Source organism: Chloracidobacterium sp. (genome assembly GCA_015075585.1).
Taxonomy (GTDB): Bacteria; Acidobacteriota; Blastocatellia; order Pyrinomonadales; family Pyrinomonadaceae; genus OLB17.
In genome coordinates this window covers 677,306-699,136 of the sequence record JABTUB010000002.1, presented here as the reverse complement: position 1 = coordinate 699,136, position 21,831 = coordinate 677,306, and the positions used below count along the sequence as shown (strand labels likewise).

Genomic DNA, 21,831 nt, shown 5'->3' with positions numbered 1-21,831 from the left:
AGGAAGCGGAGCAGGCTGCGACTTGCAAAAATGCCGTGCAAACCTATAATTAAGAGTTTGTGGCTGGGTAGCTCAGCTGGTTAGAGCGCGGGATTCATAACCCCGAGGTCGGGAGTTCAAGTCTCCCCCCCGCCACCACGTGTTTTTTGGGAAAATTAAAAGAGGCCGCCATTTCGGAGCGGCCTCTTTTTCTGTTTTGAACGGCGGAGGAATTTACTGTCCGATGCCGTTGATGTAGGGAGCGATGATGAGCGAGACGATGGACATCAGCTTGATAAGGATGTTCATCGACGGGCCGGAAGTGTCCTTGAACGGGTCGCCGACCGTGTCACCGGTTACCGAGGCCTTATGCGGTTCGCTCTTCTTAAAGTGCATCTCGCCCTTGATCTCTACGCCTTTTTCGAACGATTTCTTTGCGTTATCCCAAGCGCCGCCGGCGTTATTTTGGAAAATGCCCATAAGGACGCCCGAGACCGTTACGCCCGCAAGCAGGCCGCCGAGAACTTCGGGGCCGAAGATGAAACCGACAAAGACCGGCGTCAATAGGGCGATGGCTCCGGGAGTGATCATCTGTCTGATCGATGCTTTGGTCGAGATGGCAACGCACTTTTCATATTCGGGTTTTGCCTTGTACTCCATGATGCCGGGGATCTCGCGGAACTGGCGGCGAACCTCTTCGACCATGTCCATCGCGGCCTTTCCGACGGCTTCGATGCAAAGGGCAGAGAAGATGAACGGAATCATACCGCCGACGAACAGGCCGCCGAGGACATTCGCTTTATAGATATCGATGCGGTCAATACCCGCGATGCCGACGAACGCTGCGAACAGAGCAAGTGCCGTAAGCGCAGCTGAGGCAATAGCAAAGCCTTTGCCTGTCGCGGCGGTCGTGTTGCCGACCGCATCGAGTGCGTCGGTGCGTCCGCGAACCTCGGATGGAAGCTGGCTCATTTCGGCGATGCCGCCCGCGTTGTCAGCGATCGGCCCGAAAGCGTCGATGGCAAGCTGCATTGCGGTCGTTGCCATCATACCGGCGGCGGCGATAGCAACGCCGTAGAGGCCCGCAAATCTGTATGAGATCACGATGCCGGCCGCAAGCGTAATGATCGGGATGACAGTCGATTTCATGCCGACGGCCAAGCCGCCGATGATGTTTGTTGCGTGGCCCGTGCCGGACTGCTCAACGATCGAGCGGACCGGAGCTTTGCCCATTGCCGTATAATATTCGGTAACAAAGCTCATTATCGCGCCGACCGCGGTACCGACAACGATCGCCCAAAAGACATCCATACGCGTAAATGTGGTCGAGCGGAGCGTTATAGGGCCGTCGGGCAACACCAAGATGACGGCGGCGAGCGATGCCGCAACGGTGAGGATCATTGCTCCCCAGTTGCCGAGGTTGAGGGCGTTCTGCACGGATGAACTGTCATCCTTGATCCGGACAAAGAACATTCCCACGATCGAAAAGACAAGGCCGAGGCCGCAGATGATCATCGGCAGAAGGATAGGCGAGAGGCCGCCAAAGGCATCGTGCACCTTGATCTCTTGGCCAAGCACCATCGTAGCAAGGATCGTCGCGACATAGGAGCCGAAAAGGTCGGCGCCCATGCCGGCCACGTCGCCGACATTATCGCCGACGTTATCTGCGATGGTTGCCGGATTACGTACGTCATCTTCGGGAATTCCGACCTCGACCTTTCCGACAAGGTCCGCACCGACGTCAGCGGCTTTTGTATATATGCCGCCGCCGACCCTCGAAAACAGAGCGATCGACTCGGCACCGAGCGAGAAGCCGGTAAGAACTTCGATAGAGGTTGCCACCTGATCTGCTCCGAGACCGGCGAACATTGCCAAAAAGACGATGAACAGCCCGCCGAGGCCAAGCACTGCAAGGCCGGCAACACCGAGGCCCATGACGGCGCCGCCGGTGAATGATACCTTCAAAGCTTGTTTAAGGCTTGTCCGTGCGGCCTGCGTTGTGCGCACATTAGCTTTTGTCGCGACCTTCATGCCGATAAAACCGGCCGTCGCGGAAAAGACGGCACCGATGATAAAGGCTATGGAAATGACCCAGCTTGAATGTATCTTGCGGCCGCCGATCTCATGCACCGTGCCTGAATAAGCGAGCAGTGCGGCTGTAATGATGACAAAGATGCTGAGCACCCTCCACTCGGCTTTCAGAAAGGCCATAGCGCCGTCGGCAATGTGTCCGGCAAGCTCTTTCATGGTCGCGTCGCCGGCATCTTGTTTGCCGATCCACGACGATTTGAAAGCCATCACCAACAGGCCCAATATACCGAGTGCAGGTACCAAATAGATCACGTAGCTATTCATATTCTTAAACTGCCGCCTGACAAGAGGCGTTCCCGAACAAAGTTAGAAGTTGGTATCGGTCCGCCGTTACTTTTGCGACGGTACGCGGATATCAAAAACGATAATTATGAGATAATCGCGGCGGTTAAACAACTTCAGAGCGGCAAATACCGCGAAATGAGACCGCTGCGAGCCGCAAATTTGAGTATTCGCAGTGCGAATATGTATAATTCGTTGCACGAACGCTGAAGATGTCCAACGCTTGGCGGCGACCTGTTTGCGTACAGCGTCAGGCAATTCATCCGGCATCTGAGAACTGGATTATGACCGAACCGATACTTGCAGCAAAGAAGAATGCACAGGACGAAGGATTTTTCCTTCTGACCCAAATGGCGAATCGCCACGGCGTGATCACCGGAGCGACGGGAACCGGTAAGACCGTTACGCTACAGCGTCTGGCCGAGGGATTCAGCGAACGAGGCGTTCCCGTATTCATGGCCGACATCAAAGGCGACCTCACAGGCGTTACGCAGCCCGGAGGCGGGAATGCGAAAATTGACGAGCGGAACACGCTGCTCGGCATCACGCCCGCTTTCCGAGGCTTCCCCGCGACGTTGTGGGATGTGTTCGGCAAACAAGGCTCGCCGCTGCGAGCGACCGTTTCGGAAATGGGCCCGCTGCTTCTCAGCCGTCTTCTCGGCCTGAACGATACACAGGAAGGCGTGCTCGCCATCGCATTCAAATATGCTGATGACAACGGAATGCTGCTGCTCGATCTTAAGGACCTGCAGGCATTGATGAGATTCGTCGGTGAGAGTTCGAAGGACCTGACGCTGCAGTACGGGAATATCTCGTCGGCATCTGTCGGTGCGATACAGCGCGGCCTGCTCCAGCTCGAACAGCAGGGCGGCAGCATCTTTTTCGGCGAACCTGCGGTAAAGCTTGACGATTTTATGCAGACGCTGGACGGCAAGGGTGTGCTGAACCTTCTCGCGGCGGATGAGCTAATAAACGCACCGAAGCTTTATTCGACATTTCTTCTGTGGCTGCTGAGCGAGCTTTTTGAGAATTTGCCCGAGGCAGGCGACCTCGACAAACCGAAGCTCGTGTTCTTCTTTGACGAAGCTCACCTGCTTTTCAGCGATGCGCCGCAGGCATTGATCGATAAGGTCGAACAGGTCGTCCGCCTTATACGCTCAAAGGGCGTCGGTGTCTATTTTGTAACGCAAAATCCCGCAGATATTCCCGAAAAAGTGCTCGCACAGCTCGGCAACCGAGTGCAGCATGCACTGCGCGCATATACGCCGCAGGAGCAAAAGGGTGTAAAAGCCGCTGCGACATCATTTCGCGTCAATCCTGCACTCGATACCGAACAAACGATCACTGAGCTCGGTGTCGGCGAGGTGCTGATCTCATGCCTCGACCAAAAAGGCATTCCGTCAATGGTCGATAGGGCGTTCGTGATACCGCCGGTAGGCCACATCGGGCCGATCACCGATGAGCAGCGAGCCGCGCTTATTGCAAATTCGCTTGTTGCGGGCGTTTATGACGCGGCCGTCGATCGCGAGTCGGCATTTGAATTGCTCACCGCCAGAGCAGAAGCCCGAATGCAGCAAGAGCAGCAGGACGCCGAGGCGAAAGCTCAAGCCAAGGCCGCCGCTGAACAGGAGAAAGAGGAAGCACGTGCCCAGCGTGCGGCAAGCCGCAACGACAGCCTGGTCGAGTCGATCGCAAAGAGTGCCGCGCGCTCGGCCAGTTCGACGATCGGACGCCAGATCGGCAACTCAATAATCAGAGGCGTACTCGGCGGTATATTCGGCGGCAAAGGCAAGAAGAGCTGGTTTTAGGAATATTGATCCGCAGGGGAAAAATTTACGGCGTTTCGCTTATCGAAGCGAAACGCCGTGAACCTTTTTACACGCGATAGTGCCTACTGTTTTGCAGGGTCGGGCATCGGCGAGTTAGCGGTGAACTTAATAAAGTCTTCCATTCCTGCATCCGTCCCTTTCCGGAATTTCAGTATCTGCGTAAGCCGTTTGCGAAGCTCGGTCGCTTTAGTGTTCTTTGTCGTATCGGCGACCTTAATAGCTCGTGCATAGGCGTCAAGCGCAAAGTCGAGGATCTTATTGATGTTGTCCTCTTCCGTCTTTCGTTCTGCATCGGAGATGGTCTTTGCCGCGACCTTCTTGCCCAATGCTTCTTCGGCTGCGGTATATGATTCCTCGTAATAGAACGCAATGAAGTGATACGGATCGACGTTATCCTTGATCTCAGAAGGATACTGAAGAGCCTGATACATATGTGCTGCGGCCAACTTAAGGTTGGTAGTCTGCGAGATCATCGCGTTAATGTAGTTGAGCCACGCAAGAGCCATATTCTTATCCTTGAACGGTGCATAGTTTGAGGGGCCTTTGCCTGCCAAGATAAGTTCGATGGCTTTGTCGGATACCTTTATTGATTCAGCAGCATGCGTGTTGTTGCCGACGGCGAGGCCGTTAAAGCCCGTATAAGCCAGATTCATCAGGACAGGAACATTATTAGGGTTCTCGGCGAGCAGCTCATTGCCGAGCGAGAATGCCTCGTCAAGCTTTTTATTATCTACCGCTTTGTAGAATGAATCCTCACGATAATGATCGACAAAAGCAGCAACCTGCTTTGTGCCCTTATCCTTTTCACTGCCGAAGCGTTTCAGATACTCCTTGCCGAGTTCGTAGGCCTTTGCCTGATCTTCCGGCTTCTTCGTCTTCGTGAGTGCCGCGATCTCATTAAGCGACTCTTCCCTCGATTTGTTTTGTGCGATGGCGGCAACAGAAAATGCACCGACCATTGCCATCAAAACTGCTACAAAAATTGCTTTCTTCATCGTTTGAGTTTTACTCCCGCCAAATTTATGGAAAAGATAAATAATAATACCTTTCGCCGCATCGGACTAGTGTTTGATGCAAAAAAAATGTCTGAGGGTGTTTTCCAAAAAAGCAGGCCGAAGCAAAAAGTTCGGCCCGCTCTTTCGGTAGGCTCTAGTTCGAGGCTGCTGTGAGTTCAACATTCGTCATCTGATCTTGAACCTGGATCACCTGCGGCACAAGGGTGAAGAGCTTCGACGCTCCGCTTACGGCATAAGTTACGCCGGCCGGCAGGTCGTCGAACCTGAAGTACCCGAAGCTGCTTGTTACCGTGGTGTAGGCAATACCGTGCTGATCCGTAAAGACAACGGCCATTCGCGAGACGCCGCGGCCGCTTGCATCGGTAACACGGCCTTCGACGGTAACGCCGCCGGCGGAGGGTGCGAGGAGTGTGAAGTTGACGTCCGATATGTCGAACCACGGCGCCGTCGAACATTGGATCTTGATCCGCGATGTTGTTCCGGCCGATGGCGGAATGTACGCGTTCTGCGTACCGTCATTCGGAGTGGCGGCCAAGACGAGCAACGGGAATGATAAACCGCCATTGGTCGAAAGCAGGATGTCAACGTTCGGACAACTCACCGGAGCATCGGTCGTATTAGCTACATTCCATGTTATCGTTTGATTCGTACCGCTGTACCATGTAACGCCGGAATTCGGCGAGGTCACCTTGAACGGGCCCGCCGCCGTCGTGATCGTAACGTTAGTTTGTGCCGATCGTACCGCCCCGCCGCCGCTTCGGTTATCGCGGACCGTCATTTGGAATTTCATCGTGCGGTCACGCTGCGACATCAGTTCGCCGGTCAGACAATTGCCGGAAGAACAGTAAGTGCCGACAGCGTTCGTTCCCGAGAATGTCGCCGGCGGCACGTTGGCATTGTTGAGTATGAACGGCAGCGACGGGAAGTACCGCGTCGGGCTTGTTGCCGGCTTATAGCTGCGAAAGATCGGCAGTGGTCCACCGCTGTCGGAGTTAGGTATCGCGTTCGTCGAGCTTCCGGTGTCGTATTCCTCCCAAGTGTATGTAAGCGTATCGCCGTTCGCGTCCGAGCCGCTGCCCGTAAGGACAAAAGGCGTCTGCATCGGTGCAGTGAAATCCGCCGGAACCGTTACCGTCGGAATGCTATTGCCCGTAGATGTGTCAACATCGCACGACTCGCCCGTGCCCGTGATGAATGCGGTCATCTCCTCGAGGCTGATGATATGAAAGTAGTCGTCGCTGTTCCTTTGCAGGTCAGATGTGCCGCAAATTCCCGCATAACCCTGGATCGTCGATGCGCTGCCGGGTTCGAAGGCGGTTGCGGCGTTACGATTGCCGCCGCCGCAGCTGCTCCGCGTCGAGTTGAAAGTGTGATTTCCGCCAAACTGATGGCCCATCTCATGGGAAACATAATCGATATCGAACGGATCGCCGATCGGCGAGGGCGAGCCTGTCAGGCCTTTTGCTTTGGATGAAGTGCACGGAACGCGCAACTGTGCGACCCCGCCGCCGCCCGTCCCGACAAGATGGCCGACATCGTAGTTTGCCGAGCCGATAACGCTGTTGATGTTGGATTGGTTCGCGTTAAGGTCGCTCGACGTGTTCGTGTAGGGGTCGGTGGCGGCATTGGTATAAACGATAAGGTTGTTGTTCGCGATCAAGATAAGCCGTACCGAAAGGTCGCGTTCATATACCGCGTTGACGCGGTTGACCGTCGTCGTTATGCCGGACATCGCCCCGGCGACCGTTCCGCCGTAAAATGCCGTGTATTCGCCGGTCGCCGCCATTGCGAGGCGGTATTTGTGGAGCGTGCCTCCGTTGTTTACGACGTTCTCATCCTCGCCGAATACTGACATCGGCCCTCGCGGGCGAAGCGAGCGGATCAGATCGTCGCTTTGCGTCTCGCAAACAAAACGCTTTTCGGGTGCCGAGAAGTCCCGTTTGAAATACGAGATGTAATTATCTTTGTCGCCAAGCGCGTACGGGTCGATATAGACGCTGCCCTCGGGCCGAAGTACAAGAGCATGAAAGCCGAACTGCGTTACGTCAAAACGCACTATCGCGGCAGGCTCGTCGATACCTTGACCCGAAAAGGTTCGTATCTCAGGGAATTTTGCTGCAAGGTCAGGCTCCATTATGGGCGAATCGTAAAATCGGAATCGCTGAAAGCTGCCGTCAGGCATCGGAAGCGTGATGATGTTACCGGCACCGCTCACCTCGGGCGAGAATTCTTCGGGCGCGATAGCGATGAGGTTATGCAGCACCGCATGATCGATACGCAGTGTCCTGTAAACATCGGGAAATATCAGCCTTCGTCCTGTCGAAACGAGCGACGCTTCAGGCACATCGGTCCAAAGGCTGCCGCTGACATTTTGTGCCGCAGAGCTGCTTTCAAAGGCAAATATCAGCAAGAAAAAGGCGATGGGCAGCGACAGCACACACAGTGCAGCCTTGCTTGATCGCCGCGATTTGAACAGATTCGCGAATATCATACGTTACCTCAAATTTGAATAAAAAGGCCGATCTATCACCGGCCAATGTGGGGCAGCGGAGAAATGATATATTTTTTACTCCCGTGATACAAGATAAGTTGAGAATATTATGAATTCAGCGGGCAGAACAAACTTGACAATAATGCACTCAACTATTATCATTCAAAAAGGCTCAAGCAGTGTAATTATTGAGTACGCGATCATTAGGAGAGTTTTTAAGATATGGCAAAGATAATCGGTATCGATCTCGGAACGACAAACTCGGTCGTTGCCGTTATGGAAGGCGGCGAACCGGTCGTTATCACGAACAGCGAAGGCGGCCGCACCACGCCGTCGGTCGTGGCATTTACCAAGGACGGAAATCGTCTGGTCGGCCAGGTGGCGAAACGTCAGGCCGTAACGAATCCCGAGAATACGCTTTATTCGATCAAGCGTTTCATGGGCCGCAAGTACGATGAGGTCTCGGACGAGATAAAGCAGGTGCCTTATAAGGTCGAAAAGGCCTCGAACGGCGACGTACGCATCGACGCCGAGGGCAAGCAGTACAGCCCGCCCGAAGTTGCGGCGATGGTGCTGCAGAAATTGAAGCAGGCCGCAGAGGATTATCTCGGTTCAAAGGTCGAACAGGCCGTTATAACGGTCCCTGCATACTTTAATGACGCACAGCGCCAGGCGACGAAAGACGCCGGCAAGATCGCCGGGCTTGAGGTGCTCCGCATCGTCAATGAGCCGACGGCGGCGGCGCTTGCATACGGCCTGGATAAGAAAAAGGATGAGACCATCGCCGTATTCGACTTCGGCGGCGGTACGTTCGACATCTCGATCCTCGAGGTCGGCGAAGGCGTTGTCGAAGTAAAATCGACCAACGGCGACACACACCTCGGCGGCGATGACGTTGACGAAGTGCTTGTCGGCTGGATAATTGACGAGTTCAAGAAGGATCAGGGCATCGACCTGCATAACGACAAAATGGCGCTTCAGCGGCTGAAAGAGGCCGGTGAAAAGGCAAAGGTCGAGCTTTCTAGCGCGATGGAAACCGAGATCAACCTGCCGTTCATCACGGCTGACGCATCCGGCCCGAAGCACCTCGTAATGAAGCTCACGCGTGCCAAGTTCGAGCAGCTTGCCGAGCCTGTGCTCAAGCGGCTGATGCCGCCGGTCGAGCAGGCGATCAAGGATGCGGGCCTCTCGGCAAAGGACATCCAAGAGGTTGTGCTTGTCGGCGGTTCGACGCGTATTCCCAAGGTTCAGGAGATGGTCAAGGGCTTCTTCGGCAAGGACTCGAATAAGTCGGTGAACCCTGATGAGGTCGTTGCCCTCGGTGCCGCCGTACAGGCGGGCGTCCTCGGAGGCGAAAAGACCGACATCCTGCTTCTTGACGTTACTCCGCTCAGCCTTGGTATCGAGACGCTCGGCGGCGTTGCCACGCCGATGATCCAGAAGAATACGACGATCCCGACGCGCAAATCGGAGATCTTCTCGACCGCTTCGGATAATCAAACGTCGGTCGAGGTGCACGTTCTGCAGGGCGAGCGGCCGATGGCCGCTGACAACAAGACGCTCGGCAAGTTTCACCTTGTCGGTATTCCGCCGGCACCGCGCGGTGTACCGCAGATCGAAGTTACGTTCGACATCGACGCGAACGGCATCGTGAACGTATCCGCAAAGGACGTCGGCACGGGCCGCGAACAGAAGATCACGATCACCGCTTCGAGCGGCCTTTCAAAGGACGAGATCGACAAGATGATCAAGGATGCAGAGTCGCATGCCGGTGAGGACGAGAAGAAAAAGGCTGCGGTCGAAGCTCGTAACCGCTTGGACGGCCTTGTCTTCAGTGTCGAAAAAACGATGTCCGAGAACAAGGACAAGCTTGATGCGGCCGCAGCCGGTGAGATCGAAGCGGCGATCGCTGATGCAAAGACGGCGCTCAGCGGCGATGACGTTGATGCGATGAATAACGCATTTGAGCGGCTGCAGACCTCGTCGCACAAACTTGCCGAAGTGCTTTACAGCCAGACGAGTCAGGACGGCGCCGCCGCCGACCAAGCGTCGTCGGCTTCGGCGTCGGGCGATGCCGGAACGGCTGCCTCATCGGATGACGGCGATGTGATCGATGCTGAGTACATCGATGTAGAGGACGAAAAGAAGGACTAGCTTCTTGACGAACTGGTGAGGGACGAGGGACAGGCTAGTAACAGGTTTGCCTCTCGTCCTTCTTGCCTTTAGACTCGTCGAAGACCCGAAATGGCAAAGAAGGACTATTACAAGATTCTCGGTGTAAAGAAAGATGCGAAGGCCGATGAGATAAAAAAGGCCTATCGGCGCCTCGCGCGCAAGTTTCATCCGGACGTGAACCCGAACGACAAGGTCTCTGAGGATAAGTTCAAAGAGGTGCAGGAAGCCTACGATGTCCTTTCGGATGAAAAGAAGCGAAAGGTCTTTGACCGCTTCGGCTACTACGCCGACAATCTCGATCCCGATTCGCCTTTTGCAAGCGCAGGTCCGGCCGGCGGCTCTGCCTCGGGCTACGACTTTTCAGGCTTCGATTTTTCCGGGTCCGGCTCCGGAGGCTCGAGTTTCAGGGATATTTTCTCGGATCTTTTTGGCGGCGGCAGCAGCACGCGAACGCAGCCCGAGGCTCCGAAACCGATGCCGAAACGCGGCCGCGATATCGAGATACCGCTTGCGCTCAGCTTTGAAGAGGCATTTTCAGGTCTTACGACCAACCTGACCGTGAACCGCAGCGAACAGTGTTCACGCTGCCAAGGTGCGGGCGATACGGGCGGCCCCGTCGTTACCTGCCCCACATGCAAAGGCAGCGGCCAAGTGATGCGCACCGGCGGACGGCTGCAGTTCTCGGCAACGTGCAGCGACTGCGAGGGAACGGGCCGCCGCCGCGAACCTTGCTCGCTCTGCAACGGCAAAGGCACAACGCCTAAGACCGAGCAGGTAAAAGTGAAGATACCTGCGGGAGTTGATACGGGTTCGCGCGTGCGCGTTCCCAAAAAAGGGCACGGCGGGCGTTTGGGTGCCGAGCCGGGCGACCTTTTTATCGTTACGAATGTCGGTAAACACCGATTTCTCGAACGCAAGGGCGACAACATCTACGTTACCGTGCCGATCACGGTTTCGGAGGCTGCACTCGGGACAAAGATCGAGGTGCCGACCGTCGAGGGCCGGGCGCAACTCAGGATCCCGCCGGGAACCGAATCGGGGCAGAAGTTCCGCTTGCGCGAGCGCGGCTTTCCGAGCCTTCGCAACCCGTCGCTTCGCGGCGATCAGTTCATCGAGGTCAAGATCACTCTGCCGAAGGTCATCTCAGAGGAGACGAAGGAACTGCTGCGGCAATTCGAGAAGCTCAATACCGAGAACCCGCGTAAGGCAATGGGATTGGGGTAGAGGGCAAGTTGCAGTGTTTCAGAGTTGCCGAAAGCTAATGAGTTCGGAGACCGACGCAGATGGCAAAGTTCAACAGCTTTGAGGAGATAAACGCTTGGAAAAGGGCGTTCGAGGTTACGATGGATGTATATCGGATCTCATCGAATGGGAGCTTTTCGAAAGATTTCGGTTTGAAGGATCAAATACGCCGAGCGTCGGTTTCCATAATGGCTAATATCGCCGAAGGGCACGGACGCCGCACTAATTCTGAGTTCGCTAATTTTTTGAGTGTTGCTCGCGGGTCTGCTGCCGAGGTTCAGTCGCACTTACATATAGCCCGCGGTCTCGGCTATATTGACGATACGGAGTTTAGAACTAATTATGAGGGCCTTAGCGAAGTATCAAAAATGTGTTTAGCTTTGGCAAGATATCTGCGGGAAAACGATAACGTTAAAACGCGAAAACTCTAAAACCCTGTAACTCTGTAACTCTGTAACTCTGTAACTCTGTAACTCTGTAACTTTTGGATCATGAAGAAGCGTGTCAAAACTTATACGATCAGTGCGGTCGCTGAGATGTACGAGATACATCCGCAGACGCTGCGGCTGTATGAGCGTGAGGGCCTTTTGAAGCCGTCGCGTTCGGTGGGCAATACACGGCTTTACGAAGATACCGACCTTGAACGCCTTGAGGTCATACTGTCGCTGACACGCGACCTCGGCGTAAATCTCGCGGGCGTCGAGATCATCCTCAATATGCGCTCAAAGATGGATGAGATGCAGCGTGAGTTCGAGCGATTCTTTGAGTATCTGCGCAACCACGCCTACGAATTCTCGCGGTCGGACGAGCCTGAAAGGTCGGGCCAGGCATTGATACCGCTCTCACGCTTGCGGATGATAAACAAACGGCATTAACGCTGCGCCTTGGCACGCAAGAAACGACGCTTGCCGACCTGAAGCAGCACTCCTTCCGCATCTACCGCTACGGGTGCGGTTGCCGAACCTGCCTTTTCGCCGTCCACCTTTACGCCGCCTTGATCAATGAGGCGTCGTGCCTCGCCTTTTGACGCCGTAAGCCCTGTATCCACAAGCAGTTGGGCGAGGGCATATTCGCCTGCCGCGAGTGTCATTACTTCGACCTCATCGGGCACTTCTTTCTGCACAAAGCGCTTGACGAATTCCTCCTCTGCTGCGTCGGCATCCGCCTGCGAATGGAAGTCCTTGATGATGAGCTTTGCAAGGTTCACTTTCAGATCACGGGGATTTTTGCCGTTCGAGATCTCGGCTTTGAGGCCTGAAATTTCAGATGGTGACAGATCAGTGAGCAGTTCATAATACCGCCACATAAGCTCGTCCGAGATCGACATCACCTTGCCGAACATCTCATCAGCCGCGTCTTCGATGCCGATGTAGTTATTGAGAGACTTCGACATTTTATTGACGCCGTCGAGGCCTTCGAGCAGCGGCGTCGTGATTATGACCTGCGGCTCCTGTTCGTATTCACGCTGGAGGTTGCGGCCCATCAAGAGGTTGAATTTCTGATCGGTTCCGCCCAGCTCGACGTCAGCATTTAGGGCAACGCTGTCATAGCCTTGCGTCAGGGGATAGAGCAGTTCGTGAAGCGAGATCGGCTTTTCTTCAGCCAATCGCTTGGCGAAATCATCGCGTTCGAGTATCTGTTTGACGGTCGTTCGCGCACAGAGCTTTACAAAATCTGCCGCGGTGAATTTGTCCATCCATTCGCCGTTGAACCGCAGCTCGGTCTTTTCCGGGTCAAGCAGCTTGAACATCTGCTTTTTATAGGTCTCTGCGTTCGCGTTCACCTCTTCACGCGAGAGCGGCGGCCGCGTGATGTTCTTGCCCGAAGGGTCGCCGATCATTCCCGTAAAATCACCGATAAGGAAGATCACCGTGTGGCCGAGATCCTGAAACGCCTTCAATTTGCGGATCACCACCGTATGCCCGAGATGAATATCCGGCGCCGTCGGATCAAGCCCGAGCTTCACACGCAAAGGCTTGCCTGTGCGTTCGCTTCGTTCAAGTTTCTTGCGCAGGTCTTCCTCGCGTATCAGGTCAACCGTGCCCTTCTTTAAAAATTCAAGCTGCTCGTCAATGGTCATAAATGGTGATTGTAAGACAGTCTGTTGAATTTTCGCCATTGACTAACGAGAAAATATCGGAATACAATACTACTTATCTAGCTAAGCTAGATAGGTATAGAAATGAAGACGCTGTCGATATTCGAAGGGAAAAATAAGTTCAGTCAAGTGATCGCCGACGCGGCGAAGGGCGAACCGCAGATAATCACCAAAAACGGCAAGGAAACTGCGGTCGTGATCTCAATTGAGGAATACCACAATAAATTTAGCGGGAAGAAGAAAAAGAAAAAAGAACAGAATTTTATCGAATTCTTGCTCGACAATCCTTTCCGTAAATATGGTATAGAGCTCGATCTGACGCGCGATAATATTCCGGATCGCCCTCCTCTTGATCTCAGTGAGGATACCGAATGATGTACTTGCTCGATACCTGTGTCATTTCGGAGATCATCAAACCGATACCTGAACTAAAAGTTGTAAATTGGATCAAGTCGAAAGAGCCGGAAGTGTTGTTTTTGTCGGTCTTTACGATAAGTGAAATCATGCGCGGGATCGAAAGGCTCGATGCAACAAAGCGTAGATCAAAGCTGGAGCAATGGCTTGATGATATAAAGACCGTTTATAAAGGGAAAACGCTCGATTTCGATATCGAATCTGCCGAAATTTGGGGTAAAATGCGCGGCCGTGCCGATAAAACAGGAGCTCCGATATCGCCATTTGATTCGCAGATCGCCGCCATCGCCATTAAACATGGGCTTATAATCGCAACCAGAAACATAAACGATTTTGATAGAACAGGAGTTGAGCTATTTAACCCATGGGCAAAATAAACGACTTAAACCTTGCCTTTATCGGCTGCGGTGTCATGGGCGAATCGATGCTCGCGGGGCTTATCGAGCAAAACCTCGTCGGGCCTGAACAGATCGCGGCGAGCCATCCGAGGGTGAACCGCCGCGACGAGCTTGCGGCAAAATACGGCATTGCGGTGTTCGAGTCGAACGCAGACGCCGCGCGTTCAGCCGCGGGCCAAGAGGCGTCGGCGCTCGTCGTCTGCGTCAAGCCGCAGCGGTTGGCCCGTGTTCTCGCAGACCTAAAGGATGTTGTCCATCCCGAACAGCTTGTGATCTCGATAGTTGCGGGTGCGACCATCAGCCACATTGCCGAAGAACTAGGCACTGCAAAGATCGTTCGGGCGATGCCGAACACTGCATCGCAGATCGGTGCGGGCATCACTGCGTGGACGTGTACCGCGGCTGTCGAACGCGAGGAGCAGGCACATGTACGAGAGTTCCTTTCGGCGTTCGGCAAAGAGCTTTTCGTCGAGACCGAGAATATGATCGACATGGCGACATCGCTCTCGGCGACCGGCCCCACATACACTTTTCTGGTCATGGAAGCGCTCACCGATGCGGGCGTGCATCTCGGATTCTCGCGTGATATGGCGAAAGAACTTGTTCAAGAGACGATGCTCGGTTCGATCAAGTTCGCGATGGAATCGCACAAACATCCCGCCGAACTTCGCAACATGGTAACCTCGCCCGGCGGAACATCTGCCGAGGCAATTTATCAGATGGAAAAAGGCGGCCTTCGCACCGTGCTTTCAAAGGCAGTTTATTCGGCGTACAAGCGGGCCGTCGCCCTCGGTAAAAAGTAACAGCGCCCTAGTCCGCACTTTCAAGCGTGAATTGCCACACCATGCGTTCGCCGGCCTCGTCAAACACATAACGCGGAGCCGTTATACGCCAGCGGCCCATATATTCCCAGCGGTTAACGCCGAGTTTATTGAAAAGCGGCACGACACGCCCGCGTGACGCAGCGTCGAGCAAAGTACGGTTGCGGATGTCGAGTTTTTGATCGCCGCGGCGGCCCGAACCGGTGTAAGTGAGAGTTTTTCCGCCATTGCTAAGCGTGTCGGGATAGCACGGCGTGATCCTGCCAAGATCGGTCAGCAACGAGATGACCGTGCCGTCGCGTTGATATATGCCGTGCTGTGAGCGATGAATGTCGCTCACCTCATCCCAGGTGAATACGCGGCCGATATCGGCTTTTCGAAATGCGCGGCCCATCTGCCACGACGTTATAACGGGTCGGTCGAGGTTAGCAAACCTTGCCTATCTGACATAGCCGTTCGAGATCGGGACGTCGCCCGCCGTGCCGAACTGCTTTACGATAGTTCCTGCCGACGAACCTTGTATGTACCACGTCGAATTTGAAGGCCGGAATACAGCCTGATCGAACTTGCCGTCGCCGTCATAGTCGCCTGGTGCCGGCATATCATCGGCCAGGCCGAACGGAAGTGAGTAGTAGCTGCCGTCCTCACTGCGGAGTATCGCCCACATACCATTCGAAGGCCTGAATATGGCGACGTCCGCTTTGCCGTCGCCGGTATAATCGCCGGGCACCAGCCGGTCGCCGGCCGAGCCGAATGTGAATGCTGCGACCCCTGCTATCGAACGCTTGAGCCACCATGTCGAGTCCGAAGCCCTGAAGATCGCTGCATCGGCCTTTCCGTCGCCGTCGTAGTCCGCAGGAACGGGTACATCGCCCGCCGTGCCGAATTGAACGATATCGGTGCCGCCGCTTGAGCGGTTGACATACCAAGTGCCGGCCGAAGGCCGATACACGGCGGCATCTGCACGGCCGTCGCCGTCGTAATCTTCCGGCACCGGAACATCACCCGAGGCGCCGAACGGAAATGCGTAATATGTTTGATCCTCACTTCGGAGGATATACCACGAGCCTGTTGTTTCACGCCAGATCGCGATATCCGTTTTGCCGTCGCCGGTAAAGTCTGCCGGCACCGTCTTGTCTGTGCCCGTTCCGAATTGAGCGGCTCCGTTCGAGCCGTTGCCGCTGCGAAGGAACCACCATTCGCCGACGCTTGGCCGAAAGATGCCGATATCCGCCTTTGCGTCGCCGTCGATATCGTATTTACATCCGACGGAAGGCAGCAGGCACGAGTTCTGGCCGACAAAGTTCGCGACCTCATTTCGCGAATACGTACAGAATTCCAACGGTGTAGCGCCGCTGATCTGTGCATTCATGATCGTAGAGCCGCAGCCCTGAGCCACCTCGGCGTGATTCGCTCCGAGGTTGTGTCCGACCTCGTGTGCGGTGATCAGATATTTTCCCGGTGCCCAGCTTATGTAGCCGCTCATTCCGTATGCGTAGGTCGGGCTTGTGCAGGCTACGCCGATGAACGCCCATCCCTGCGATTGAATATTTGCCTTTCCGGAAAACAAATGTGCAATATCGCGCGGCACTTCGGTAACGGGAAGGCTGCTGTTCCAATATGCCTGAAAGCTGCGAACCGCGGCCTCGGGCGTTGTGCCCGCGAACGGATCTGCGGTTGTCCATGTATGCTGATAAACGACCGAGATCTTGATGCCGAGCTGCTGTTGATAGACGCCTTCGATCGTGTTGAGAATGCCGAGTATCTCGGCATTTGCCGCCGATGAGCTGCCGAGCGTATTCACATACGCTTGGTCGGCGTCAGTGGCGATGCGAAGCCGTTTGGGTACGGACGCGAGGTTCTCGCCGCCGAAGGCTATCGAGCGGCCGTCCGTTATCTTCTTCTCCATTATTGAGCCGCATGAAAAGAAACTGTCGGCACGAACATCGGCGAGCCGATAGATCACATACTGCGACGGGGCCGCGTCCGCCGAGTAGTTCTTTGCAGGTTCGACAAAGAAGCGCTCGCCGCCGCGATCGAAAAAGCCCTCAAGTCCGTTTCCTACACGGTTGAATCTCGAAATTGCCGACGCATCGCCGTCGATACGGCCGATAAATGTGTTCACTTTGCCGCGCTCAACGGCAACGCGTCCGAGAATGCCGTCCGATTCTGCGCGGTAGTCAGGGCTTCGCAGGTCGTGTTCGATAAGCTCGATCGAGACACTGCCCGCCGCTGCGCGAAAATTCAGATTCGTCGATCCGGCATCAATACGCACGAGATCGTATGAGCGAAAATTTGCGTCAAGGTCTGCCCTAAGGCCGACTTGAGCAAAAATGACGCCCGGAAAGGCCGCAGCGAACAATAAAAAGAAGGCCGAGCGAAGTATGTAAGAATTCATTGTAACTCCGGAAGGTGGAACTGATATAAGATGTCAGTATAGCCAAGCGGCAATGTTAACACCTCTACCAATAATAAAAACATTTAACGCCGTTAGCATTCCTTAAAATGCTTCATCTCTTGGGTAAGTTATGGAAAAAGATGCCGCCTTGGGCGCGTTTGCGCCTGACAAGGGCGACGCAGCATAAGTTTACAGCCTCGGCGGCCGGCATCGTTACCAATCCGCAAGGCGAGGTGCTGCTGCTCGACCACTTGCTGCGGCCGGGCTCGGGTTGGGGCCTTCCGGGCGGTTTTATTCAGCCGGGCGAGCAGCCTGAAGCGGCTTTGCGGCGTGAGATCCGCGAAGAGACAGGGCTGGAGCTGACGAACGTGAGCTTTTATCGCGTTCGGACGTTCAAGCGTCACGTCGAGGTGCTTTACAGGGCAAATTCCTCCGGCGAAGGCCGCATACTGAGCCGCGAGATCAAACAGATACGGTGGTTCGCGGCGGACGACATACCGACGGAGATGAATCTGGATCAACGGTCGCTGCTCGCACACGTGTTCGGGACAGAAATTTGATAAAAGGCCGTAAGGGGCTTAGAATTGAACTTCGTAGGAGAAATAATATGGTGAATTTGATCCCTGAGCCGGAATCTGTGATGAAACTCTTGACCGACACGGGTGCTTATCGCCGAGGGCAATTCATTTATCCGAACGGCAAACGTGCGTCGCATTATTTTCAGATGCCGCTTGCATTTCGTTATTACGACAACGCCAGGATCCTGTCAGTAGGACTTAGCCGAATGTTCCGGCAAGATAAGGCCGTTTCGAGCCATTTGCCGAATATCTCGGTCATAAGCCCCGGCCCGGGCGGCATTATGGTGGCATTCGGCGTCCGGCAAGCACTGACGGCGCAGCAGATATCGTGGGCCGAAATGGAGAACGGCAAGCGCCAATTCAGGCAATACGTATCGGACGACAAACTCTTCCCCGCGTTGATAGTTGACGACATTAACCGCACCGGCAGGGCGATCAGCGAGACGATCGCGCTTGTGCGCGAACTTGGCGCCGAAGTCATAGGGATCGGAACTATCGTAAAATTCGAGGATGCTCCCAATGAGTTTGACGGCATTCCCGCTCGTTCGCTGCTGAGTTTTGACGTAAATTTTTACGACACCGAGGAAGAATGGAAAGTTTCGCGAAGCGCTTCGGACGCTCCGCCTGAGCATGTGAGATTCTAGGAGAGGCTGCTTAAGACGGGCTTTTTTGCTAAATCTCGTGGCGATTAGCGAGAGCTTTGTCCATCGTTACTTCATCAACAAATTCAAGATCGGAGCCTACGGGCATTCCCATCGCTATCCGTGTAACCTTTACACCCAAAGGCTTTAGCAGGCGTGCGATATAGTTCGCTGTAGCCTCGCCCTCTGTCGTCGGGTTTGTCGCGATGATCACCTCTGCGATCTCGATGCCCTGATTATTCTCGGGCCGAAGGCGCGGTATCAGGTTGTTGAGCATCAGTTCGTCCGGCCCGATGCCTCGAAGCGGCGAAAGTGAGCCGTGCAGTATGTGATAAAGACCGCGGTATGATCGTGTCTTTTCGATGGATACGAGATTATACGGCTCTTCGACGATGCAGATCTGCGAGCGGTCGCGTTTCGGATTTGTGCAGTAAAGGCAAGGGTCCACGTCGGTCAGATTGTTGCACGTCGAGCAGAAAACGATGCGGGCCTTTACATCGCGAAGGGCGTCGGCAAAGGACTCGACCTCGGCCGCAGGCCGTCGAAGTATGTAGAACGCAAGCCGCTGCGCCGAACGCGCACCAATGCCCGGCAGACGCTTGAATTCGTCGATCAGTTTTTCGACAGGCTCTGAATGGTCAAGCATATAAGCTGCTGCCGCGGACCGCATCGCCGGCGGCGAAAGCGGGCTGCCCTTTCTACATTAGTCCGGGCGGCAGCATTCCGCCGAGTTTGCCTTTGAGTGATTCTTCGACCTTGCGGCGAGCCTCGTTAAGGGCGGCAACGATCAGATCCTGCAGCATCTCGACATCGCCTTCCTTAAAGAGATCGGGCGATATCGCTACACTCAGCACCTCAAAATCGCCGCGCATCTTGACGGTAACGGCACCGCCGCCTGCGGCCGCTTCGACCGAGGTGTTCTTCATCTCTCGGCTCATCTCTTCCTGCATAGCTTGAGCCTGCCGCATCATCGAGCCAATATCCATACCACCGGGAAATTTCATAAGTTCACTCCTGCGGATAGGATAACATCCGAACCACGCTGAGGGCGATGCCTGTGCGATATTTCGGGTGCGATCGACATGAAAGAAATCGACATAAGCACGCTAAAGTGCAAAAATGGCACACGGCTACGTCAAATAAACAGCATGGTCTAGGGCGAGATGAGTGTAAAGCAGCAGATGATCGGCATTCTTACGAGCGGCGAGGCGGCGCGCATCGCCTTCAGCTTTAGGGGTTCGAATGGCGCAACGATAAGTATTGACAGGACGACATTTACTCGCGTTGCGAACGCGCTTCAGAGCGGCAGTATTGCGGTCGTCGAGAATAGGTTTCCGGGCGATATTGCCATGTACAGCTCACGTGCCGATCCGGCGGGCGGCTACGACGCCAACACTTTCTACCTCGGGCGTAATAAGCGTTATTCGCGGCTGTTCAACGCATTGATCTGCCATGAGTCGGTTCACGCGTCGTTCGATCTGACGAGTTCTTCACTGCCGTGGATCGATAACGAAGCCGCCGCGTATATTGCACAGGCCTATTACGCGCGTAATTCGGGGCTCTCGATAGAGGCATTTGAGTTGGGTTCGGAATCGAGAGTGGCCTATTATGCGGTCAACGAGCTGCGGCAGGGGAACGCCGCAAACATTGAATTCTTTATCGATGAGCTGCGCAACAGCCTGCGCTCAAACCCGATGTATCACGGCTACATTAACGGCAATTTCGCGGGCGACGGCTAGACGGCCCGCGATAACTGTATTCTGTTACTTTAAGTTAACGGTTTCGTGCTAGAATTATCGCGTTTCTATGAATTCGCCTGCGGCCGCGTGTGCGGCGTGTGATACCTATGAAATATTGCCCGAAATGCGAGACGCGGTTTGATGAAGAAGTAATAAGATTTTGCACGGTCGATGGCACGCCGCTTATCGAGGAGGCCGAACCGAGATTCACCGAGCTGCCGAGCGAGAGTTTTGTCAAAGGGGAAGAGGACGATCCGGGCGAGGTTACTGTCATTCGGCGAAAGGATGACGCAAGCGTACCGCCGCTGCCGCCTGATCTTGATGAAGGCCTGCCTTCGGTAAAACCAGTGTCGGAACGCATCGTGATCGATACTGCCGAAGCCCCGCGTGAACAGAACGTTCGCCCCCGTACGATCCCGCCGTATTATCCGCCGCCGCAGCCGCCCCCAAGCACGCTGAAGATCGTTGTTCTGACCGTGTTCGGCACGATAGCGCTGCTGGGCCTTGGGGCTTTGCTTTTCTGGTTCCTTCAAAAGGGTGCTCCGGCCAATGCGAACGCGAATACGAATTTGAACGCGAATCAGAATACGAACCTGAACACAAATGTCGGCTTTGATTCGAATTTTAACTTTAATGCGGTGCCGAGTGCGTCAACACCCGATGTCAATCTGAACACGAATGTTAATATGCAGATCAAGACACCGACGCCGACGCCAAAACCGAGCCCAAGTCCGACGGCGACACCCGAACCGACGCCCGAACGCACCGCCGCTCCGACACCGGAAGTATCGCCGACGCCGCGTTTTACGAATATCGCTCCAAGGACACCGGCGCCGACACCGCGTCAGGGGCCGCGCCCGACGGCAAATCCGTCACCTGAACGCTAGGTCAGGACGAAGGCAGCAAAGTCTTGGAAAATAAATGTTTTAAGGCTAGAATGTAGGCAAGCTGAATGTCAGAAAACGCAAGTAAGAACGATCTGATCGCTTTTGCCGGGCCGATATTTGATCTGGTCCTACGGCTGAAGTCCGGAATCGTCGCGCCTTCGAACGAGTTGCGGCCGCGAATCGCGGGTATGCTTGACGACTTTGAAAAGCGTGCCGAGCGCTACCGCTTCAATCATAAGATCGTTTCGGTGTCGAAGTTCGCGCTCGCGTCCTTTGTGGACGAGACGGTGCTGACGAACAACTTCCCGCTGCGTGATGAGTGGGAGCACAATCCGCTACAGCTCGAGTATTTCGGCGAACAGCTCGCCGGCAACAAGTTCTTTGACAAGCTTGAGTCGATGCTGCGGCAGATCGACGTAACGCAGGATGCGGTCGAGGTCTATTACTTCTGTATGCTGCTTGGCTTTAAGGGGCGTTACGGCGTCTATGAGCAGGAGAAGCTGCTCGCGATCATGCAATCGACCGCCAATGCGCTCGTAAAGGCAGGCAAGATACATCCCGTTGAGCTGTCGCCGCACTGGCTGGCGGACGATCAGCCCGAGCCGCCGAAGAAGCGCGGTATGCCGATGTGGGCAAAGATAACGGCGTTCGCGGGCCTCGGCTTTGCCGTGATCGTCTATTTGATCTTCTTTTTAATGGCGTCGAATTATCTGCAGAAAGCGGTAGATAACTTGCAGTTCGGAGCGTAGCAG

General features: G+C 54.9%; 20 protein-coding genes, 1 tRNA gene and 1 pseudogene. 14 read left to right on the top strand and 8 right to left on the bottom strand.

The features are described from left to right. Positions 1-61: 61 nt before the first annotated feature. Positions 62-138 (top strand) — tRNA-Met (locus HS105_12160). A gap of 75 nt (positions 139-213) precedes the next feature. On the opposite strand, the gene HS105_12155 is transcribed toward HS105_12160, so the two are convergent. Beyond that, a complete protein-coding gene (locus HS105_12155; GenBank protein MBE7517339.1) occupies positions 214-2,334 on the bottom strand; it encodes a sodium-translocating pyrophosphatase in 2,121 nt (706 codons plus the stop codon). A 302-nt stretch (positions 2,335-2,636) separates the two neighbouring features. On the opposite strand from HS105_12155, the gene HS105_12150 reads away from it, so the two are divergent. Beyond that, positions 2,637-4,160, top strand: a complete 1,524-nt coding sequence (locus HS105_12150) for a DUF853 family protein (GenBank protein ID MBE7517338.1) — start codon at positions 2,637-2,639, stop codon at positions 4,158-4,160. Between the two features lie 83 nt (positions 4,161-4,243). Here the strand turns inward: HS105_12150 and HS105_12145 are convergent, their stop codons facing one another. Next, entirely contained in the window at positions 4,244-5,176 is a 933-nt protein-coding gene (locus tag HS105_12145) for a hypothetical protein (protein MBE7517337.1), read from the bottom strand. Positions 5,177-5,330: 154 nt separating this feature from the next. Continuing rightward, positions 5,331-7,688 (bottom strand): carboxypeptidase regulatory-like domain-containing protein, encoded by a 2,358-nt coding sequence (locus HS105_12140; GenBank protein ID MBE7517336.1) that lies wholly within the window; start codon positions 7,686-7,688, stop codon positions 5,331-5,333. A gap of 222 nt (positions 7,689-7,910) precedes the next feature. Between HS105_12140 and dnaK the strand changes: the two genes are divergently transcribed. From dnaK to HS105_12120, 4 genes are all read left to right on the top strand, one after another. After that, the gene (gene dnaK / locus HS105_12135) at positions 7,911-9,842 is read left to right on the top strand and encodes a molecular chaperone DnaK (GenBank protein MBE7517335.1); all 1,932 of its coding nucleotides are present in this window, start codon (positions 7,911-7,913) and stop codon (positions 9,840-9,842) included. Positions 9,843-9,932: 90 nt separating this feature from the next. Next, entirely contained in the window at positions 9,933-11,087 is a 1,155-nt protein-coding gene (gene dnaJ / locus HS105_12130) for a molecular chaperone DnaJ (protein MBE7517334.1), read from the top strand. A gap of 59 nt (positions 11,088-11,146) precedes the next feature. Then, positions 11,147-11,536 carry a four helix bundle protein gene (locus HS105_12125; protein ID MBE7517333.1) on the top strand — a complete coding sequence of 130 codons (390 nt, stop codon included), beginning with the start codon at positions 11,147-11,149 and terminating at the stop codon, positions 11,534-11,536. Between the two features lie 60 nt (positions 11,537-11,596). Further along, entirely contained in the window at positions 11,597-11,980 is a 384-nt protein-coding gene (locus tag HS105_12120) for a helix-turn-helix transcriptional regulator (protein MBE7517332.1), read from the top strand. Here the strand turns inward: HS105_12120 and HS105_12115 are convergent. Continuing rightward, positions 11,977-13,185: a tyrosine--tRNA ligase gene (locus tag HS105_12115; GenBank protein MBE7517331.1), complete on the bottom strand. Its 1,209-nt coding sequence runs from the start codon at positions 13,183-13,185 to the stop codon at positions 11,977-11,979. The two genes, HS105_12120 and HS105_12115, sit on opposite strands and share 4 nt — an antisense overlap. Before the next feature lie 147 nt (positions 13,186-13,332). Here HS105_12115 and HS105_12110 point away from each other — a divergent pair, with 147 nt between their 5' ends. Genes HS105_12110 through HS105_12100 form a run of 3 tightly spaced genes read left to right on the top strand, consistent with a single transcriptional unit; the run spans position 13,333 to position 14,818 of the window. Further along, a complete protein-coding gene (locus HS105_12110; protein MBE7517330.1) occupies positions 13,333-13,578 on the top strand; it encodes a type II toxin-antitoxin system prevent-host-death family antitoxin in 246 nt (81 codons plus the stop codon). Continuing rightward, positions 13,575-13,994 carry a type II toxin-antitoxin system VapC family toxin gene (locus HS105_12105; GenBank protein ID MBE7517329.1) on the top strand — a complete coding sequence of 140 codons (420 nt, stop codon included), beginning with the start codon at positions 13,575-13,577 and terminating at the stop codon, positions 13,992-13,994. Before HS105_12110 ends, HS105_12105 begins: the two co-directional genes overlap by 4 nt. Beyond that, positions 13,982-14,818, top strand: a complete 837-nt coding sequence (locus HS105_12100) for a pyrroline-5-carboxylate reductase (GenBank protein MBE7517328.1) — start codon at positions 13,982-13,984, stop codon at positions 14,816-14,818. Before HS105_12105 ends, HS105_12100 begins: the two co-directional genes overlap by 13 nt. A gap of 7 nt (positions 14,819-14,825) precedes the next feature. Here the strand turns inward: HS105_12100 and HS105_12095 are convergent, their stop codons facing one another. Next, complete coding sequence (locus tag HS105_12095) at positions 14,826-15,230, bottom strand: hypothetical protein (protein MBE7517327.1); 405 nt, start codon at positions 15,228-15,230, stop codon at positions 14,826-14,828. A 45-nt stretch (positions 15,231-15,275) separates the two neighbouring features. Beyond that, positions 15,276-17,234: a VCBS repeat-containing protein gene (locus HS105_12090; GenBank protein ID MBE7517326.1), complete on the bottom strand. Its 1,959-nt coding sequence runs from the start codon at positions 17,232-17,234 to the stop codon at positions 15,276-15,278. A gap of 107 nt (positions 17,235-17,341) precedes the next feature. On the opposite strand from HS105_12090, the gene HS105_12085 reads away from it, so the two are divergent. Next, the gene (locus HS105_12085; GenBank protein ID MBE7517325.1) at positions 17,342-17,794 is read left to right on the top strand and encodes an NUDIX domain-containing protein; all 453 of its coding nucleotides are present in this window, start codon (positions 17,342-17,344) and stop codon (positions 17,792-17,794) included. Between the two features lie 47 nt (positions 17,795-17,841). Continuing rightward, complete coding sequence (locus HS105_12080; GenBank protein ID MBE7517324.1) at positions 17,842-18,456, top strand: hypothetical protein; 615 nt, start codon at positions 17,842-17,844, stop codon at positions 18,454-18,456. Positions 18,457-18,484: 28 nt separating this feature from the next. Here the strand turns inward: HS105_12080 and recR are convergent, their stop codons facing one another. Together recR and HS105_12070 are read right to left on the bottom strand one after the other, a co-directional pair. After that, positions 18,485-19,099 (bottom strand): recombination protein RecR, encoded by a 615-nt coding sequence (gene recR, locus HS105_12075; protein MBE7517323.1) that lies wholly within the window; start codon positions 19,097-19,099, stop codon positions 18,485-18,487. 52 nt (positions 19,100-19,151) lie between these two features. Continuing rightward, positions 19,152-19,457, bottom strand: a complete 306-nt coding sequence (locus HS105_12070) for a YbaB/EbfC family nucleoid-associated protein (GenBank protein ID MBE7517322.1) — start codon at positions 19,455-19,457, stop codon at positions 19,152-19,154. Between the two features lie 159 nt (positions 19,458-19,616). Between HS105_12070 and HS105_12065 the strand changes: the two genes are divergently transcribed. The 3 genes and pseudogenes from HS105_12065 to HS105_12055 all read left to right on the top strand — a co-directional run bounded on the left by HS105_12065 (position 19,617) and on the right by HS105_12055 (position 21,828). Continuing rightward, on the top strand, positions 19,617-20,192 hold the full coding sequence (locus HS105_12065; GenBank protein ID MBE7517321.1) for a hypothetical protein: 576 nt from the start codon (positions 19,617-19,619) through the stop codon (positions 20,190-20,192). A 698-nt stretch (positions 20,193-20,890) separates the two neighbouring features. Further along, positions 20,891-20,989: pseudogene (locus HS105_12060) on the top strand (energy transducer TonB). A 155-nt stretch (positions 20,990-21,144) separates the two neighbouring features. After that, positions 21,145-21,828, top strand: coding sequence for a DotU family type IV/VI secretion system protein (locus HS105_12055; protein MBE7517320.1), 684 nt, complete (start codon positions 21,145-21,147; stop codon positions 21,826-21,828). Positions 21,829-21,831 lie beyond the last annotated feature (3 nt).

What these genes read in the sequence shown, in the direction of transcription:
- HS105_12155 (MBE7517339.1), bottom strand. Translation starts at nt 2,334, where the DNA reads ATGAATAGCTACGTGATCTATTTGGTACCTGCACTCGGTATATTGGGC.
- HS105_12150 (MBE7517338.1), top strand. Translation starts at nt 2,637, where the DNA reads ATGACCGAACCGATACTTGCAGCAAAGAAGAATGCACAGGACGAAGGA.
- HS105_12145 (MBE7517337.1), bottom strand. Translation starts at nt 5,176, where the DNA reads ATGAAGAAAGCAATTTTTGTAGCAGTTTTGATGGCAATGGTCGGTGCA.
- HS105_12140 (MBE7517336.1), bottom strand. Translation starts at nt 7,688, where the DNA reads ATGATATTCGCGAATCTGTTCAAATCGCGGCGATCAAGCAAGGCTGCA.
- dnaK (MBE7517335.1), top strand. Translation starts at nt 7,911, where the DNA reads ATGGCAAAGATAATCGGTATCGATCTCGGAACGACAAACTCGGTCGTT.
- dnaJ (MBE7517334.1), top strand. Translation starts at nt 9,933, where the DNA reads ATGGCAAAGAAGGACTATTACAAGATTCTCGGTGTAAAGAAAGATGCG.
- HS105_12125 (MBE7517333.1), top strand. Translation starts at nt 11,147, where the DNA reads ATGGCAAAGTTCAACAGCTTTGAGGAGATAAACGCTTGGAAAAGGGCG.
- HS105_12120 (MBE7517332.1), top strand. Translation starts at nt 11,597, where the DNA reads ATGAAGAAGCGTGTCAAAACTTATACGATCAGTGCGGTCGCTGAGATG.
- HS105_12115 (MBE7517331.1), bottom strand. Translation starts at nt 13,185, where the DNA reads ATGACCATTGACGAGCAGCTTGAATTTTTAAAGAAGGGCACGGTTGAC.
- HS105_12105 (MBE7517329.1), top strand. Translation starts at nt 13,575, where the DNA reads ATGATGTACTTGCTCGATACCTGTGTCATTTCGGAGATCATCAAACCG.
- HS105_12100 (MBE7517328.1), top strand. Translation starts at nt 13,982, where the DNA reads ATGGGCAAAATAAACGACTTAAACCTTGCCTTTATCGGCTGCGGTGTC.
- HS105_12095 (MBE7517327.1), bottom strand. Translation starts at nt 15,230, where the DNA reads ATGGGCCGCGCATTTCGAAAAGCCGATATCGGCCGCGTATTCACCTGG.
- HS105_12090 (MBE7517326.1), bottom strand. Translation starts at nt 17,234, where the DNA reads ATGAATTCTTACATACTTCGCTCGGCCTTCTTTTTATTGTTCGCTGCG.
- HS105_12085 (MBE7517325.1), top strand. Translation starts at nt 17,342, where the DNA reads ATGCTTCATCTCTTGGGTAAGTTATGGAAAAAGATGCCGCCTTGGGCG.
- HS105_12080 (MBE7517324.1), top strand. Translation starts at nt 17,842, where the DNA reads ATGGTGAATTTGATCCCTGAGCCGGAATCTGTGATGAAACTCTTGACC.
- recR (MBE7517323.1), bottom strand. Translation starts at nt 19,099, where the DNA reads ATGCTTGACCATTCAGAGCCTGTCGAAAAACTGATCGACGAATTCAAG.
- HS105_12070 (MBE7517322.1), bottom strand. Translation starts at nt 19,457, where the DNA reads ATGAAATTTCCCGGTGGTATGGATATTGGCTCGATGATGCGGCAGGCT.
- HS105_12065 (MBE7517321.1), top strand. Translation starts at nt 19,617, where the DNA reads ATGAGTGTAAAGCAGCAGATGATCGGCATTCTTACGAGCGGCGAGGCG.
- HS105_12055 (MBE7517320.1), top strand. Translation starts at nt 21,145, where the DNA reads ATGTCAGAAAACGCAAGTAAGAACGATCTGATCGCTTTTGCCGGGCCG.